General features: G+C 51.5%; 2 protein-coding genes. Both read left to right on the forward strand.

Going from position 1 to position 18046, the window contains the following annotated elements; translation table 11 throughout:
* The first annotated feature begins 24 nt into the window (after positions 1 to 24).
* Complete coding sequence (locus MAMMFC1_RS07130; RefSeq protein WP_126307713.1) at positions 25 to 14658, forward strand: calcium-binding protein; 14634 nt, start codon at positions 25 to 27, stop codon at positions 14656 to 14658.
* Positions 14659 to 14942: 284 nt separating this feature from the next.
* Positions 14943 to 17924, forward strand: a complete 2982-nt coding sequence (locus MAMMFC1_RS07135; protein ID WP_126307715.1) for an Mbeg1-like protein — start codon at positions 14943 to 14945, stop codon at positions 17922 to 17924.
* Positions 17925 to 18046: the final 122 nt, after the last annotated feature.

Consider the following 18046-nt stretch of genomic DNA (forward strand, 5'->3'; position numbering starts at 1 on the left):
CCAAATTAAGTGGAGGGATGAACAATGAGTGACAATACCTTGAATGGCGGAACTGGTAATGATACGCTGAACGGCAGCGGGAGTTCTTACACCATGGCCGGGAGCATGGGCGACGATACCTACATAGTAGACGATGCCGGGGATGTGGTGGTGGAAAATCCTGACGAAGGCAACGACACCGTTGAAGCGAGCATTACCTATGCCCTGGACGCAAATGTTGAGGACTTGACGCTTACCGGCACGGGCAACATTGACGGTACAGGCAACGAACTGGATAATGTCTTAACAGGCAACAGCGGCGATAATACTCTTGACGGCAGGGACGGCGCTGATACCATGTCCGGCGGCCAGGGCAATGATACGTACATAGTTGACAACGTGGGTGATGTAGTCAGCGAGAGCATCGCCGAAGGTATTGACACTGTTCAATCAAACATCAGCTATAGCTTGGGAACAAATGTGGAAAATCTGGTCTTAACCGGTGCCGGCGCAATCAATGGTACAGGCAACGAACTGGATAATTTCATTGCAGGCAATAGTGACGACAATATGCTTGACGGCGGTCTGGGCGCTGATACCATGGCGGGCAGCTTGGGTAATGACACCTACGTCATAGATGATGCCGGAGATGTGGTAACGGAAAATGTCGGCGAAGGAATTGACACAGTGCAATCATCCCTTACCTATAACCTGGGAGCCAACTTAGAGAACCTGCTGCTAACAGGCACAGCTAATATCAATGGCACTGGAAACTCATTGAACAATATTATTATTGGGAACAGCGGCAGTAACATCCTGGACGGTGATGCCGGTGCAGATATGATGGCTGGGGGCTTAGGCGATGATACCTATATTGTAAACAGTGTTGGGGATGTTGTGGCAGAAAACATCAACGAAGGGACCGACACGGCACAGTCGTCCGTTACTTATACCTTGGGAGCCAATGTAGAAAACCTGACATTGACCGGCACAGGAGCAATCAATGGCGGCGGCAACACACTGGACAACGTTCTAACCGGCAACAGCGGCAGCAATATCCTGGACGGCAGGGCCGGTGCGGATACCATGGCCGGCGGTTTAGGCAACGACATCTACATGGTGGATAACATTGGTGACATTGTTAGCGAGAATGACAACGAAGGAACTGATATGGTACAGTCATCCATTACCTATGGTTTAGGAGCCAGCGTAGAAAATCTGGCCCTGACTGGCACAGAGGCGATTAATGGCACAGGTAACGCTCTGAACAACGTCCTTACCGGTAACAGTGGCAGCAACATTCTGGACGGCGGGAGCGGCGCGGACACCATGACCGGCGGCTTAGGCGATGACACCTACATAGTGGATAATGTGGGGGATATTGTTAACGAAACCTTCAATGAAGGAACGGACACGGTGCAGTCATCGGTCTCCTATACTCTGAACGGCAACATTGAAAACCTGACGCTTACCGGCACGGAGGCGATTAATGGCGGCGGCAACGAACTGGATAACGTTCTTATTGGCAACAGCGGCAGCAACGTCCTGGATGGCGGGGCCGGCGCGGACACCATGACGGGCGGCTTGGGCGATGATACCTATACCGTGGATGACGCAGGTGATATCGTCAGTGAAAATGCCAACGAAGGAACCGATATGGTGCAGTCGTCTATCACCTATACCCTGGGAGCTAATGTAGAGAACTTGACATTGACCGGCACGGGGACGATTAATGGCGATGGCAATGCATTGGATAACGTTCTTATTGGCAACAGCGGCAGCAACGCCCTGGATGGCGGGGCCGGAACGGATATTATGGCGGGCGGTCTTGGCAATGACACTTATGTGGTGGATAACACCGGCGACATTGTCAACGAGAATGCTTACGAAGGAATTGATACGGTACAGTCATCCATTACCTATACTTTAGGAGCCAACGTAGAAAATCTGGCACTGACCGGCATAGAGGCGATTAATGGAACGGGTAACGCTCTGAACAATGTCCTTACCGGTAACAGCGGCAGCAATATTCTGGACGGCGGGATCGGCGCAGATACTATGACCGGCGGTTTGGGCGATGATACCTATGTAGTGGATAACGCCGGTGACATTACCTGCGAAAGTGCCGGTGAAGGAACCGACATAGTGCTGTCGTCTGTCTCCTACACGTTAAACGCTGACATAGAAAATCTGATCCTGACAGGCACAGGGGCGATCAATGGTGCTGGCAACGCATTGGACAACAAGATTACCGGTAACGATGGCAGCAATATTCTGGACGGCGGGGCCGGCGCGGACACCATGGCCGGCGGCTTAGGCAATGACACTTATGTAGTGGATAATGTAAGTGATATTGTCAGTGAAAATGTCAGTGAAGGAACAGACACGGTACAAACGTCCATCACCTATACCTTGGGAGCCAATGCAGAAAACCTGACCTTGACCGGCACAGAAGCGATCAATGGCGTTGGTAACGCTTTAGACAACATAATAACCGGTAACAGCGGCAGCAACATTCTCGATGGTGGAGCCGGGGCAGACATAATGAGCGGCGGCTTGGGCAGCGACACCTATGTTATAGATAATATAGGTGACATCGTCGCCGAAAATGTCAATGAAGGAACGGACACGGTGCGGTCGTTCATCACCTATACTTTGGGAGCCAACCTGGAAAACCTGACCTTGACTGGTGTCGGCGCCAGCAATGGCACAGGGAATCAACTGAACAATATCATTAGCGGCAACAGCGGCAGCAACATTCTGGACGGCGGGGCCGGCGCGGACACGCTGGCCGGCGGCTTAGGCGATGATATCTATGCTGTAGATAATGTAGGTGATATTGTCAGTGAAAATGTCAATGAAGGAACAGATACGGTGCAGTCGTCCATCACTTATACTTTGGGAGCCAATGTAGAAAACCTGACATTAACCGGCACCGGCACAATCAATGGTGCTGGCAACGAACTGGATAACATAATTACCGGTAACAGCGGCAATAACAGCCTGGACGGCGGGGCCGGCGCGGACATCATGGCCGGTGGTTTGGGCGATGATACCTACATTGTGGACAGTGCTGAAGATGTCGTGGCGGAAAACACCGGCGAAGGAACGGACATGGTGCAGTCGTCCATCACTTATACTTTGGGAGCCAATGTAGAAAATCTGGCATTGACCGGCACCGGCGCAATCAATGGCAACGGCAACGCACTGGGTAACGTAATAACCGGTAACAGCGGCAACAACATTCTAAATGGCGGGGCCGGCAACGACACTTTAAAGGGCGGACTGGGAGACGATATCTATATATATGGCTTAGGATCCGGTAACGACACTATTGATAACTATTCAGGGACCAGTGGTCATGGCGTGGATACCATCCAATTCGGACAAGAGATCACCAGCGATTCTATCGACTATCTGCAAAGCGGGCAGGACATAATTCTACGGATCAAAGACAGCGGTGAAACGCTGACCATAAACAAATGGTTTGATGGTAGTTTATACCAGGTGGAGAGTCTGCGATTTTTTGATAACAGCGAATTGACTGCCGCAGAAGTTACAAGCAAAGCAGGCATGGCCGCGGCCTTAATGGGTACTGTCAGTGACGACAATTTGACCGGCAAAATACGATACGGCATTGGTGGCAACGATGTTTTGAACGGTACAAGCGGCAACGACCAGCTTTTCGGGGGTACAGGAAACGATACCTATATAGTCAATAACGTCGACGATGTTGTCATTGAGTATGATAACGAAGGCGTCGATGCCGTACAGTCCAGCGTTTCCTTTACGCTGGGAGCCAATGTGGAAAACCTGACCTTGACCGGCAGCGACAACATTAATAGTACTGGCAATGAACTGGATAACGTGATCTTGGGCAATAGCGGCGACAATGTTATTGACGGTGGCCTGGGCGCTGACGCCATGGCCGGTGGCAGCGGCAATGATACCTATATCGTTGAAAATACGGGTGACATGGTATCGGAAAACGCCGCCGCAGGCAACGATAGCGTTCAATCGTCGATTACCTATGCCCTGGGAGCCAATGTGGAAAACTTGACCTTAACCGGCAGCGACAACATCAATGGCACCGGTAACGAACTGGACAACGTGATCATTGGCAACAGCGGCAACAACATTCTGGATGGCGGCAGTGGTAATGATTATCTCGTTGGCGGCCTGGGCGCTGACAGCATGGCCGGCGGCAGCGGCAATGATAGTTACATAGTTGACGATATAGGTGATATAGTAACGGAAAACGCCGGCGAGGGTAACGACACCGTCCAATCGTCGATTGCCTATGCCTTAACCGCTAACGTAGAAAATCTGACCTTGACCGGCAGCGACAACATCAATGGCACCGGCAATGAATTAGATAATGGGATCCTTGGCAACAGTGGCGACAATGTTGTTGATGGCGGCCTGGGCGCTGATACCATGGCCGGCGGCAGCGGCAATGATACCTATATCGTTGAAAATACGGGTGATATGGTAACGGAAAACGCCGCCGCAGGCGTAGATAGCGTTCAATCGTCGATTAGCTATGATCTAACCGCCAATGTGGAGAATCTGACCTTGACTGGCAGCGACAACATCAATGGCACCGGCAATGAATTAGATAATGGGATCCTTGGCAACAGTGGCGACAATGTTATTGATGGCGGCCTGGGTGCCGATATCATGGCCGGCGGCAGCGGCAATGATACCTATATCGTAGACAATACGGGTGACACGGTATTGGAAAACGCCGCCGCAGGCATAGATAGCGTTCAGTCGTCGATTACCTATACCTTAACCGCGAATGTGGAAAACCTGACCCTGACCGGCAGTGATAACATCAATGGCGCCGGCAATGAATTGGATAATGGGATTCTCGGCAACAGCGGCAGCAACGTTCTGGATGGCGGAGCGGGAGACGACACACTGTCCGGCGGCATTGGCAATGATACACTGTCCGGCGGCAGTGGAAACGACTTATTAGATGGTGGCCTGGGGGCTGATATTATGGCCGGTGGCAGCGGCAATGATATCTATATCATAGACAATATGGGTGACATGGTGTTGGAAAACGCCGCCGCAGGCATAGATAGCGTTCAGTCGTCGATTAGTTATGCTCTAACCGCCAATGTGGAGAATCTGACCTTGACCGGCAGCAACAACATCAATGGCACCGGCAATGAATTAGATAATGGGATCCTTGGCAACAGTGGCGACAATGTTATTGATGGCGGCCTGGGCGCCGATACCATGGCCGGCGGCAGCGGCAATGATACTTACCTAGTTGACGACATGGGTGATATAGTAACGGAAAACGACGGCGAGGGCGTAGATAGCGTTCAATCATCGATTACCTATACCCTAACTGCCAACGTGGAAAATCTGACCTTGACCGGCAGCGGCAACATCAATGGTGCCGGCAATGAACTGGATAACGTTATTCGCGGTAATAGCGGCAACAACGTTCTGGACGGTCAGGCAGGAGATGACACCTTGTCCGGTGGCGTTGGCAATGATAAATTGCTCGGCGGCAGTGGAAATGACTTATTAGATGGCGGCCTGGGTGCTGATATTATAGTCGGCGGCACCGGCAATGATACCTACATTGTAGACAATATGGGTGATATTGTATTGGAAAACGCCGCCGCAGGCATAGATAGCGTTCGGTCATCGATTAGCTATGCTCTGACCGCGAATGTGGAAAACCTGACCCTGACCGGCAGCGGCAACATCAATGGCGCCGGCAATGAACTGGATAATGTGATTCTCGGTAGTAGCGGCGACAATCTTGTAAACGGCGGCCTGGGCGCTGATACCATGGCCGGCGGCAGCGGCAATGATACCTATATCGTCGAAAATACAGGTGATACGGTCTTGGAAAACGTCGACCAAGGCAAGGACACCGTTCAGTCGTCAATTACCTATACCTTAACCGACAATGTGGAGGACCTTATCCTGACCGGCAGCGGCCACATCAACGGTACCGGTAATGAACTGGATAATGTGATCAGCGGCAATAGCGGCAGCAACATCCTGGATGGCGGCGCCGGCAACGATACCTTATATGGCGGCTGTAAGAGCGACACATTATACGGCGGCAGCGGCAATGACTATCTGAACGGCGGTCAGTGTGCCGATACTATGGCTGGCGGCAGCGGCGCCGATACCTATGTCGTGGACAATGTTTTTGATATTGTGGTGGAAAACAACAATGAAGGTATTGATACCATACAGTCAAGTGTTACCTACACTTTGAGTGCAAATGTGGAGAATTTGACCTTAACCGGGAACTGCAATATTAACGGCGGCGGCAATGAACTGGACAATATCGTCGTCGGCAATAACGGCAACAACGTTTTGGCTGGCGAAAAAGGCAACGACTCTTTATATGGCGGCAGCGATGAAGACCTTTTGTACGGTGGCGAAGGCAACGACCTTCTTGACGGCGGCGCCGATGCCGACATCATGCTCGGCGGTACCGGCAACGACACTTATATAGTTGATAATTTCCGCGACAGAGTGATGGAAAACCGGAATGAAGGCATCGACACCGTACAGGCAAGCATCACCTACACCCTGACAGACAATGTGGAAAACCTGACCTTAACCGGCGATGCCGATCTCAACGGTACGGGAAACATGCTAAATAACAGCCTTATCGGCAACAACGGCGATAACATTCTTGACGGCGGTCTTGGGGCTGATGCCATGAGCGGCGGCAGCGGCAACGACACCTACATTGTGGATAACAGCGGTGATGTGGTTGTCGAGAATGCCGGTGAAGGCCTTGATACGGCACAGGCAAGCATCAACTATACCCTGGGAGCGAATGTGGAAAACCTGGTCTTGACCGGCAATGGCAATATCCGCGGTACCGGCAATGAACTGAATAATGTGATCAGCGGCAACAACGGCAGTAACGTGCTTGACGGCGGCGCCGGCGACGATATCTTATACGGCGGCGTTAAAAGCGATAAATTGTACGGTGGCTGCGGTCGTGACTATGGTAATGGCAGTCAAGGCACCGACACCATGACCGGCGGTACCGGCGACGATACCTACATCATAGATGATAACGGTAACGTTATTATTGAGAAAGCCGGGGAAGGTATCGACACCGTGAAGTCAAGTGTGACGTACACCTTGGGAGCGAATGTGGAAAACCTGATTTTGACCGGTCCGGGCAATATTCGCGGCACCGGCAATGAACTGAATAATGTAATCATCAGCCTGAGCACCAGCGGCAACAACATCTTGGATGGCGGTGCCGGCGACGACAGTTTATACGGCGGCATTAAAAAGGACCAATTATACGGTGGCGGCGGCAATGACTATCTGGACGGCGGTGAATGCACCGACACCATGGCTGGTGGTATTGGCGACGATACCTACATCGTAGATAACAGCGGTGATGTGGTTATCGAAGGTGCCGGAGAAGGGATTGACACGGTGCAGGCCAGCGCCACTTATACTTTAAGTGCCAATGTGGAAAATCTGACCTTGACCGGGAATGAAAACCTTAATGGCACCGGCAATACCCTAAATAACAGCCTTATCGGCAACAGCGGCGATAACATTCTTAATGGCGGTCTTGGGGCTGATACCATGAACGGCGGCAGCGGCAACGACACCTACATTGTGGATAACAGCGGTGATGTGGTTGTCGAGAATGCCGGTGAAGGCCTTGATACGGCACAGGCAAGCATCAATTATACCCTAGGAGCGAATGTGGAAAACCTGGTCTTGACCGGCAATGGCAATATCAACGGTACCGGTAATGAACTGAATAACGTGATCAGCGGCAACAACGGCAGTAACGTGCTTGACGGCGGCGCCGGCGACGATATCTTATACGGCGGCGTTAAAAGCGATAAATTGTACGGTGGCTGCGGTCGTGACTATGGTAATGGCAGTCAAGGCACCGACACCATGACCGGCGGTACCGGCGACGATACCTACATCATAGATGATAACGGTAACGTTATTATTGAGAAAGCCGGGGAAGGTATCGACACCGTGAAGTCAAGTGTGACGTACACCTTGGGAGCGAATGTGGAAAACCTGATTTTGACCGGTCCGGGCAATATTCGCGGCACCGGCAATGAACTGAATAATGTAATCATCAGCCTGAGCACCAGCGGCAACAACATCTTGGATGGCGGTGCCGGCGACGACAGTTTATACGGCGGCATTAAAAAGGACCAATTATACGGTGGCGGCGGCAATGACTATCTGGACGGCGGTGAATGCACCGACACCATGGCTGGTGGTATTGGCGACGATACCTACATCGTAGATAACAGCGGTGATGTGGTTATCGAAGGTGCCGGAGAAGGGATTGACACGGTGCAGGCCAGCGCCACTTATACTTTAAGTGCCAATGTGGAAAATCTGACCTTGACCGGGAATGAAAACCTTAATGGCACCGGCAATACCCTAAATAACAGCCTTATCGGCAACAGCGGCGATAACATTCTTAATGGCGGTCTTGGGGCTGATACCATGAACGGCGGCAGCGGCAACGACACCTACATTGTGGATAACAGCGGTGATGTGGTTGTCGAGAATGCCGGTGAAGGCCTTGATACGGCACGGGCAAGCATCAATTATACCCTAGGAGCGAATGTGGAAAACCTGGTCTTGACCGGCAATGGCAATATCAACGGTACCGGTAATGAACTGAATAATGTGATCAGCGGTAACAGCGGCAATAACATTCTGGCCGGCGGCGCCGGCGACGATACCTACATTATAGGCAACAGCGGCGATGTTGTCATCGAGAATGCCGGTGAAGGTGTTGACACAGTGAAGTCCAGCGTGACTTACACGCTGGGAGCGAATGTGGAAAACCTGACCTTGACAGGCAACGGCAATATTAGCGGTACTGGTAATGAGTTGGATAATGTGATCACCGGTAACAGTGGATACAATAGTTTGGATGGCGGCGCTGGAGCTGACAGCTTATATGGCGGCGTTAAGAAGGACCAATTATACGGTGGCAGCGGCAATGACTACCTGGACGGCGGTGAAGGCACCGATACCATGGCCGGCGGCAGCGGCGACGATACCTACATTGTGGACAATACCGACGATGTTGTTCTTGAAGGGGTTGGCGAAGGAATCGACATAGTTCAGTCCAGCGCTACTTACATCCTAAGAGCGAATGTGGAAAATCTGACCCTGACCGGAACCCGTAATATAAATGGCGGTGGCAATGAACTGGACAATATCATTATCGGCAACGCCGGCAACAACGCTCTGGATGGCGAAGCCGGCAACGACTCCTTATATGGCGGCAGCGACGAAGACCTTTTGTATGGTGACAAAGGCAATGATCTTCTTGACGGCGGCGTCGATGCCGACATCATGCTCGGCGGCAGCGGCAACGACACTTATATTGTCGACAATGCTTGCGACAAAGTGATAGAAAGCTGCAACGAAGGCATGGACTCCGTTGAGGCAAGCATTACCTACACTTTGGTAAACAATGTGGAAAACCTGACGTTAACCGGCGACGCTAATCTTAACGGCACAGGAAATGCTTTAAATAACATCCTTATCGGTAACGATGGCAACAATGTCCTGAATGGCAAAGCCGGTGACGATACTCTGTACGGTGAAGGCGGCAGCGACAGCTTATATGGGGGAACCGGCAACGACTATCTGGACGGCGGCTTCGGTACGGATGCCATGTACGGCGGTACCGGCGACGACACTTATATTGTTGACAACAATGTGGATTTGGTAGTGGAAAAAACCAATGAAGGCATCGACACAGTTCAAGCATCCATTACGTATACGCTAACCGCCAATGTTGACAATCTTACTTTGACAGGCACAGCCGGCATCGACGGCGCCGGCAATGGGTTGAATAACGTTATGTTGGGCAACAGCGGCGATAATGTGCTTGACGGCGGCGCGGGCGCGGACACTATGGCCGGCGGCTTGGGCAACGATACCTATATTGTTGACAACAATGGCGATATTGTGGTGGAGAAAGCCAATGAAGGCGCCGACACGGTCCAGTCGACGATTAGCTATGCATTGACGGCCAATGTGGAGAACCTCAGCCTAACCGGCAATGCCGATATTGACGGCGCCGGCAACGAACTGGATAACGTGCTTCGCGGCAACAGCGGCAACAATGTCCTGGATGGTAAAGCCGGCAACGACTATATTGATGGCGGCCTGGGGGCCGACAGCATGGCCGGCGGCTTGGACGGCGATACCTACATCGTTGACAACAACGGCGACCTAGTCAGTGAAAGCGCCGGCGAAGGAATTGACAGCGTTCAGTCCTCCATAACCTATGGGTTGACCGCCAATGTTGAAAACCTCGCCTTGACAGGTATAGCCGACATCAACGGCGCCGGCAATGAACTGGACAATGCAATCCTCGGCAACAGCGGCAGTAACGTGATTGACGGCGGTCTGGGAGCTGACAGCATGGCCGGCGGCTTGGGCGGCGATACCTACATTGTTGACAACAGCGGCGACCTAGTCAGTGAAAACGCCAGTGGAGGAGTTGACAGCGTTCAGTCCTCCATAACCTATGGATTGACCGCCAATGTTGAGAACCTTACTTTGACCGGTACAACCGACATCGACGGCACGGGCAATGAGCTTGATAATACAATCCTCGGCAACAGCGGCGACAACGGAATTGACGGCGGCCTGGGGGCCGACACAATGGCCGGCGGCTTAGGCGACGATACTTATATTGTCGACAACAACGGCGACCTAGTCAGTGAAAACGCCGGCGAAGGAGTTGACAGCGTTCAGTCCTCCATAACCTATGGATTGACCGCCAATGTTGAGAACCTTACTTTGACCGGTACAACCGACATCGACGGCGCGGGCAATGAGCTTGATAATACAATCCTCGGCAACAGCGGCAATAACGTGATTGACGGCGGCCTGGGGGCCGACAGCATGGCCGGCGGCTTGGGCGACGATACCTACATTGTCGACAACAACGGCGACCTAGTCAGTGAAAACGCCGGCGAAGGAGTTGACAGCGTTCAGTCCTCCATAACCTATGGATTGACCGCCAATGTCGAGAACCTCACTTTGACCGGTACAACCGACATCGACGGCACGGGCAATGAGCTTGATAATACAATCCTCGGCAACAGCGGCGACAACGGAATTGACGGCGGCCTGGGGGCCGACACAATGGCCGGCGGCTTAGGCGACGATACTTATATTGTCGATAACAACGGCGATCTTGTCAGCGAAAACGCAGACCAAGGCATTGACGAAGTGCAATCATCCATTACTTATACGCTAACCGCCAATGCCGAAAACCTCATTCTGACCGGTAGCACTAATATCAACGGCGCCGGCAATGCGTTGGATAACGTTATCACCGGCAACAGCGGCAACAATATTCTTGACGGCGGCCTGGATGCGGACACCATGATGGGAGGCTTAGGCAGCGACACCTATATTGTCGACAACGCCGGCGATATTATTATTGAAAACTCCGGCCAAGGCACCGATAATGTACAATCCAGTATCAGTTACGTTTTGGCAGCCAACGTCGAAAATCTAATGCTAACCGGCACCGCCAACATTAATGGCACTGGTAATGCTCTGAACAATACCCTTGCCGGCAACAGCGGCGATAACATTCTCGATGGCGGTCGCGGCGCCGATAACATGATGGGTAACGCCGGTAACGATATCTACGTTGTGGATAACGCCGGTGACAGTATTATCGAACGTGCCGACGAAGGAATCGACACCGTACAGTCCCGGGTTAGCTATACATTAGGCGCCAATATTGAAAACATGATTTTGACCGGTACGGGCAATATCAACAGCATCGGTAATGAACTGGATAATATCCTTATTGGCAATAGGGGCAACAACCTCCTCAACGGTGGCCTTGGCGCGGATGCCATGGCCGGCGGTGCCGGCAATGATATCTACATCGTCGACAACAATGGCGACATTGTTAAGGAAGCTGCTGGTGAAGGGACCGACGTCGTACAGTCGTCAATTACATACACGCTAACCGCCAATGTGGAGAACCTAACCCTGACCGGTACGGCCAACATCAACGGCACTGGTAATGAGCTAAATAATACCATCATTGGCAACAGCGGCAACAACATTCTTGACGGCGATCTGGGCGCTGATAATATGGCCGGTGGCGCCGGCAACGATATTTACATGGTAGACAACAGCGGTGATGTTGTTACCGAAATTCCCGGCGGGGGCAGCGATACCGTCCAGTCCAGCATCAGCTATACCCTCACTGCCAATGTCGAGAACCTGATTTTGACCGGTACAGCCAATATCAATGGCACCGGTAATACACTGAATAACAGCCTTACCGGCAATAGCGGCAACAACACCTTAAACGCCGGTCTTGGCGCCGACACCATGGCCGGCGGCGCCGGCAACGATACTTACGTTGTGGACAATACCGGCGACGTTGTTACTGAAAATGCCGCTGAAGGCACTGATGCCGTGCAGTCCAGCATTAGCTACACCTTAGGAGCCAATGTGGAAAATCTGACGTTAACCGGTATGGCCAACATCAACGGCACAGGTAATGAACTGAACAACATTCTGACGGGAAACAACGGCAGCAATATTCTTGACGGTGGTCTAGGCGCAGATGTTATGCTGGGAGGTCTTGGCAACGATACCTATGTAGTGGACAATACCGGCGACGTTGTCAGCGAAGCTGCCGGTCAAGGCACCGACATCGTGCAGTCCGGCATCAGCTACATATTGGGAGCCAATGTGGAAAACCTGACCCTTACCGGCGCGGCCGACATCAACGGCGCCGGCAATACACAAAATAACAGCCTTATCGGCAACGGCGGCAATAACGTGCTAAACGGTGATATTGGCGCGGATACCATGCTGGGTGGCGCCGGCAACGATACCTATGTAGTGGACAACGCCGGCGACGTTGTCAGCGAAGCTGCCGGCCAAGGCACCGACATCGTGCAGTCCGGTATCAGCTACATATTGGGAGCCAATGTGGAAAACCTGATCCTAACCGGCGCGGCCAACCTCAACGGCACGGGCAATGCCCTTGACAACATCCTGGCCGGCAACAGCGGAGCCAACATCCTGGACGGCGGTCTCGGGGCGGATGTTATGGCCGGTTCACTGGGCGATGATGTCTACATGGTAGATAACGCCAATGATGCTATCGTCGAGTATGCCGGTGAAGGCAACGATAGCGCCTATTCCAGCGTCAGCTATACACTGGGAGCCAATATTGAGAATCTGACTCTGACCGGTACTGCCGGCATCAATGGCACAGGCAATGAACTCAACAATGTCCTGGTAGGCAACAGCGGCAACAATGTCCTTTATGGTTATCTCGGATCAGATACCATGGTCGGCGGGCAGGGTGATGATAACTATATCGTCGACAATGCCGGGGACGTTGTTGCGGAAAATGCGGGCGAAGGTAGCGACACCGTGCAGTCCGGCATCGGTTATACCTTGGGAGCTAATGTGGAGAACCTGGTTCTTACCGGTACAGCCGGTATCAATGGAACCGGCAACGGACTTGATAACGTCCTTATCGGCAACAGCGGCAATAACGTTCTGGATGGCGGACTTGGCGCCGATACTATGGCCGGCGGTTCAGGCAACGATACCTATATTGTGGACAACACCACCGACGCAGTTGTCGAAAATGCCGGCGAAGGGGCCGATACCGTACAAGCCAGCGTTACCTACACCTTGCACGACAACACTGAAAATCTGGTTTTAACCGGCACTGCGAACATCAACGGCACAGGCAATGAACTCAACAATGTTCTGGTAGGCAACAGCGGCGACAATGTCCTTTATGGTAACCTCGGGGCGGACACTATGGCCGGTGGCTTAGGCAATGATACTTATATCGTAGACAGTGCCAGCGATACTGTTAGCGAAAATGCCAATGAAGGCAGCGATACCATCCTTGCAAGCATCAGTCATACTTTAGGGGCCAATACTGAGAACCTGACCCTGACCGGCATTGCCGGCATCAGCGGCACGGGCAATGAACTCAACAACATTTTGGTGGGCAACAACGGCGACAATGTTCTCAACGGCGGCCAGGGCGCCGATGTAATGGCCGGCGGACAAGGGAATGATACCTATATCGTCGACAATGACAATGACATTGTTGCGGAAAATGCCGGTGAAGGCATTGACACTGTGCAGTCCAGCATAAGTTACGGTTTAGGTGCGAATGTGGAGAATCTGAGTCTGTTAGGCGGGTCTGATATTAATGGTGTAGGCAACGGGTTGAACAATACCATTTACGGCAACAGCGGCGACAACACTCTCTACGGTGACGCCGGTGATGATTACTTGCTGGGCGGCGACGGCAACGATATTTTGACCGGCAGCGCCGGCAATGATACCCTGCGAGGCGGCCTGGGAGATGATATCTATACCTGGGGGATAGGCTCCGGCAATGACACCATAATCAGTTATGAAGGAGCAGATAACGGCTTTGATAGAGTCCTGTTTGTTGATCTATATTTTGCCAGTTTAGCATTTTCGGCAACAACCGCCGATAACGATTTGGTAGGCACTATAAGCCAAACCGGTGAAACCATTCGTTTTACCGACTGGCGGTTAGGGTCGGATTATCAGATAAAAGAATTCCAGTTCGCGGACGGGACAGTAGCAGGCAATGATATTCAATTTGAGTAAACCAAGGATTCAGAGGTAGAAAGGCATTTCCGGCATGCTCAAACTTTGGCTCAACTGGCTTTGGCAACAAAATTACCGTAATACCAACCCTGCTTAGGAATGCCATCTGCAATAAATAAAACAGGTGGGACCGGAAAACCGGTGCCGCCCACAGTTCAAGGGGGGATTTTACAGAGAAAAGCTAAGCTAACCGGTCGCGGCGTGACCTCATTGCTTCAAAGTTTTCAACGTTATGGTAAGAAAACACTTAAAGAGCACTTTATTTAGAGAGGAGATTGAAAAAAATGGGTGGAGGCGGATGGATAGCCCAGGCGCTGGGGATCATATTTCCCCCCTTGCAGCCGATAGTCCAATACTATAGCGCGGCGGTAGCCATAGAACATGGCGATGTACTGGGCCTGATAACCAGTATCGGAGCAAGTATCGGCATACCCCAGGAAACAATCAATTATATTGCGGAGGCGCAATCTGTCGTAACTGCCAGTCAGACCAACGATTGGGCGAGTATCCTGGCCGGCACGGTCGGCAAGCAGCTTGGCATTGACGCGGGTACCCGGCGATTCATATCTGAGGCGCAAACAGTGTACAATACGGCTGAAAACGGCTTGGAAGGCTTTCTAGCAAGCGGGTTTATCCAGCAACAGACTTTAGCGTTTCTTAAGCAGGCTTTTCCCCCGCCGCCGATAGTTATGCCGGACGGCACCATTAGACAGAACTTATATGACGGCAGCGTTAGGGAGACTGCACCGGACGGCACCGTAAAAGAAATCTCGAAGAAAGACGGCGTTATAACGGTCACTGAAAGTAACGGCACCAAAACCGTCTATATACCCAACGGCCCGACAACGGTTTATACGCCGGACGGTTCCGTAATCATTTGGAGAGACGGTATCCAAGTCATGATCGGTCCGGACGGCACCATTGTGACAAAATTCCCGGATGGTTCCCGGCAAACGCTTATGCCGAACGGGACCTACTTAACATGGGCGGCTGACGGCAGCCAAACCGTGACTTCACCGAACGGGTCTCAAATTGTGTACGGGGCTGACCATAGCGTAACGTTGTATGAGACTGACGGCACTAAACGGGTATACGCCGATGACGGTACAGAAACGGTGTATCAAACCGACGGCACGACAATAGTGAATATGTCCGACGGCAGAGTCACAACCACAACAGCCGACGGTGCTGTAACGGTGATTGACCCCGACGGTAAACGGACGGAGTATGACATCTATGGCAACAAAACTGTATTTGAAACCAATGGAACGATGGAGGAATATGCACCGGACAACACTATGGCGGTGACTGAGCCCAACGGCGCTCGGACATTGACTTTGCCGGACAATACTCAAATGGTAATTGACACCAACGGTATTCGAACAGTGACTGAGCCGGGCGGTACCCAAACCAGCTTCGGAATTAACGGCACGGTAAAAGTAACTGAACCCAGCGGCATGACAACAGAGTATACCCCCAATGGTACGCGAACAGTGTATGATACTGACGGCATCCAAACCATATATAAGACAAACGGCACCCGGGTGGTGATCGATACAGACAACACCCGAACAATGTTTAAGGTTGACGGCACCAAAGTAGTATTTGCCCCCGACGGCAAGATAACGGAGTATACGACTGACGGCAAGATAACGGAATATACGACTAACGGCAATAAAACCGAGACTGCGCCGGATGGTAATGTAACTGTGACTCCTAACAGCCCTTATCCGGAAACGGATATAGCCAATCCTATAGCAACTGCTACTACAACGCTTGGTGGTTTACAAGCCAATGCGGTAGACACGATGATCGCTGCTTTGGGAACCACTACACCGGAACCCGTTACTCTTGACGACGGTAAACAATATATTTTGGTGTCTGGTCAAAAAATTGGAAATTTATATATTCCCCGCGAGGAATATGGCCAATTTATGGACAAATTTAATCAATCCCTTAATACTTGGCTTGCGCAGCATCCTGAAGCCCAACCGATTTTACAAAATGCTTTCGACAGTTTAAATCAGGCGCAAAGTCAATTACAATTGGATTCTAATGACACGATAATCCAAAACCAAACCAATGCGCAAATTTTGCAAACGGCTGCAACAAATTTCTACGATGCTTTGCAAGCAGCGGGTATGACAGATTTCTTCGATGGAATGAGCGGCAGTTTCGATGAGTTTCACTTTAAAACCGTCCAAACGGATGGTGTGCCGGAAATCGGGGACGGCTTGTATAGTGGCATGTCATATTTCGTTAGTCCCGGCGCTGACCAAAGAGATCTTAACACACAAACGAATGCCGCACTAAGTAGTTACGTCTATCGGGGTGCAGACGCGACGGATATTCCGGAGGGACTCCAATCAATTGGCGTGTGGTCAAATCCGGAATCAGGCTATCACGCCGAGGCTTTTACGAATGGGGAAAAAATAATTGTAGCGTTCCGTGGAACGGACCAGTATCTTACAGACGGTCCGAGCGACCTGCAACTGGCGGCCGGAAGGAAAGTTGAGCAGTTTGCCGATGTGCGGCAGACTTACAACCAACTAATAGACATAATAAATGACCCCAACAGCGAGCTGCACGGCTTGCCAATCATGGCAACCGGCCATTCCCTCGGCGGCGCAGAGGCACAGTTTTTTACTGCCTTAGGATATCAAAAGGATATTACAATTGTCTCGGAAACCTTCGGTGCGCCGGGGATTGCAGAGTCTTTAGCCCGGGAAGGCATATTTGTTACCGACCCCAACGTATACGCTGTAGTAAACCATGTAAACGTAAATGATGTTTTCGGACAGAGCACATGTGGCGGGCATCTTGGAGTTGTTAGAAAATATGATATGAGTCCTTGGGGATTTAGAGGAGCTTTTCAGGAGCACGATATTGCAACTTATGAATCATATTTAAACGATAATCCTATTATGTTGAGCGAATATTGCGACAAAATCAGGTTGTTTGGCGTTCCAATGGAATCAAATGCCCAAGTAAGTCCTGAATCGGTTCTTACTGCGACATCCTTTCTTCTGACAGGTAATGACATTAATAGTACGAATACGGAAACACTAGTGGCCCAAGCCGATACCTCACTGCTAGACAACACTCTTGCTTATGACATGGCCGGCTTTGTGGCGGAAAGTAATGATACGGGAGTACTGATAACAGCCGGCAACTCGGGGTTGCCAGGGGATAGTTCCGCCAATTCGCTTCTCGTCACTACTGCCGGCAATGAACTTTATAATCAGGATCAGACCAAGGCAGCATAGCATTTTCGTGCACAGGCCGTAGAACCTTCCTGGGTCGCTGGCATAGACCGGCAGGAGCAGGAGCGTTCCACGACCGTCACATTTTCAAAAGATTGTTTTATTGTCCGCACGGCTATAGATAG

The sequence above is a fragment of the Methylomusa anaerophila genome (genome assembly GCF_003966895.1).
GTDB classification, from domain to species: Bacteria; Bacillota; Negativicutes; order Sporomusales; family Sporomusaceae; genus Methylomusa; species Methylomusa anaerophila.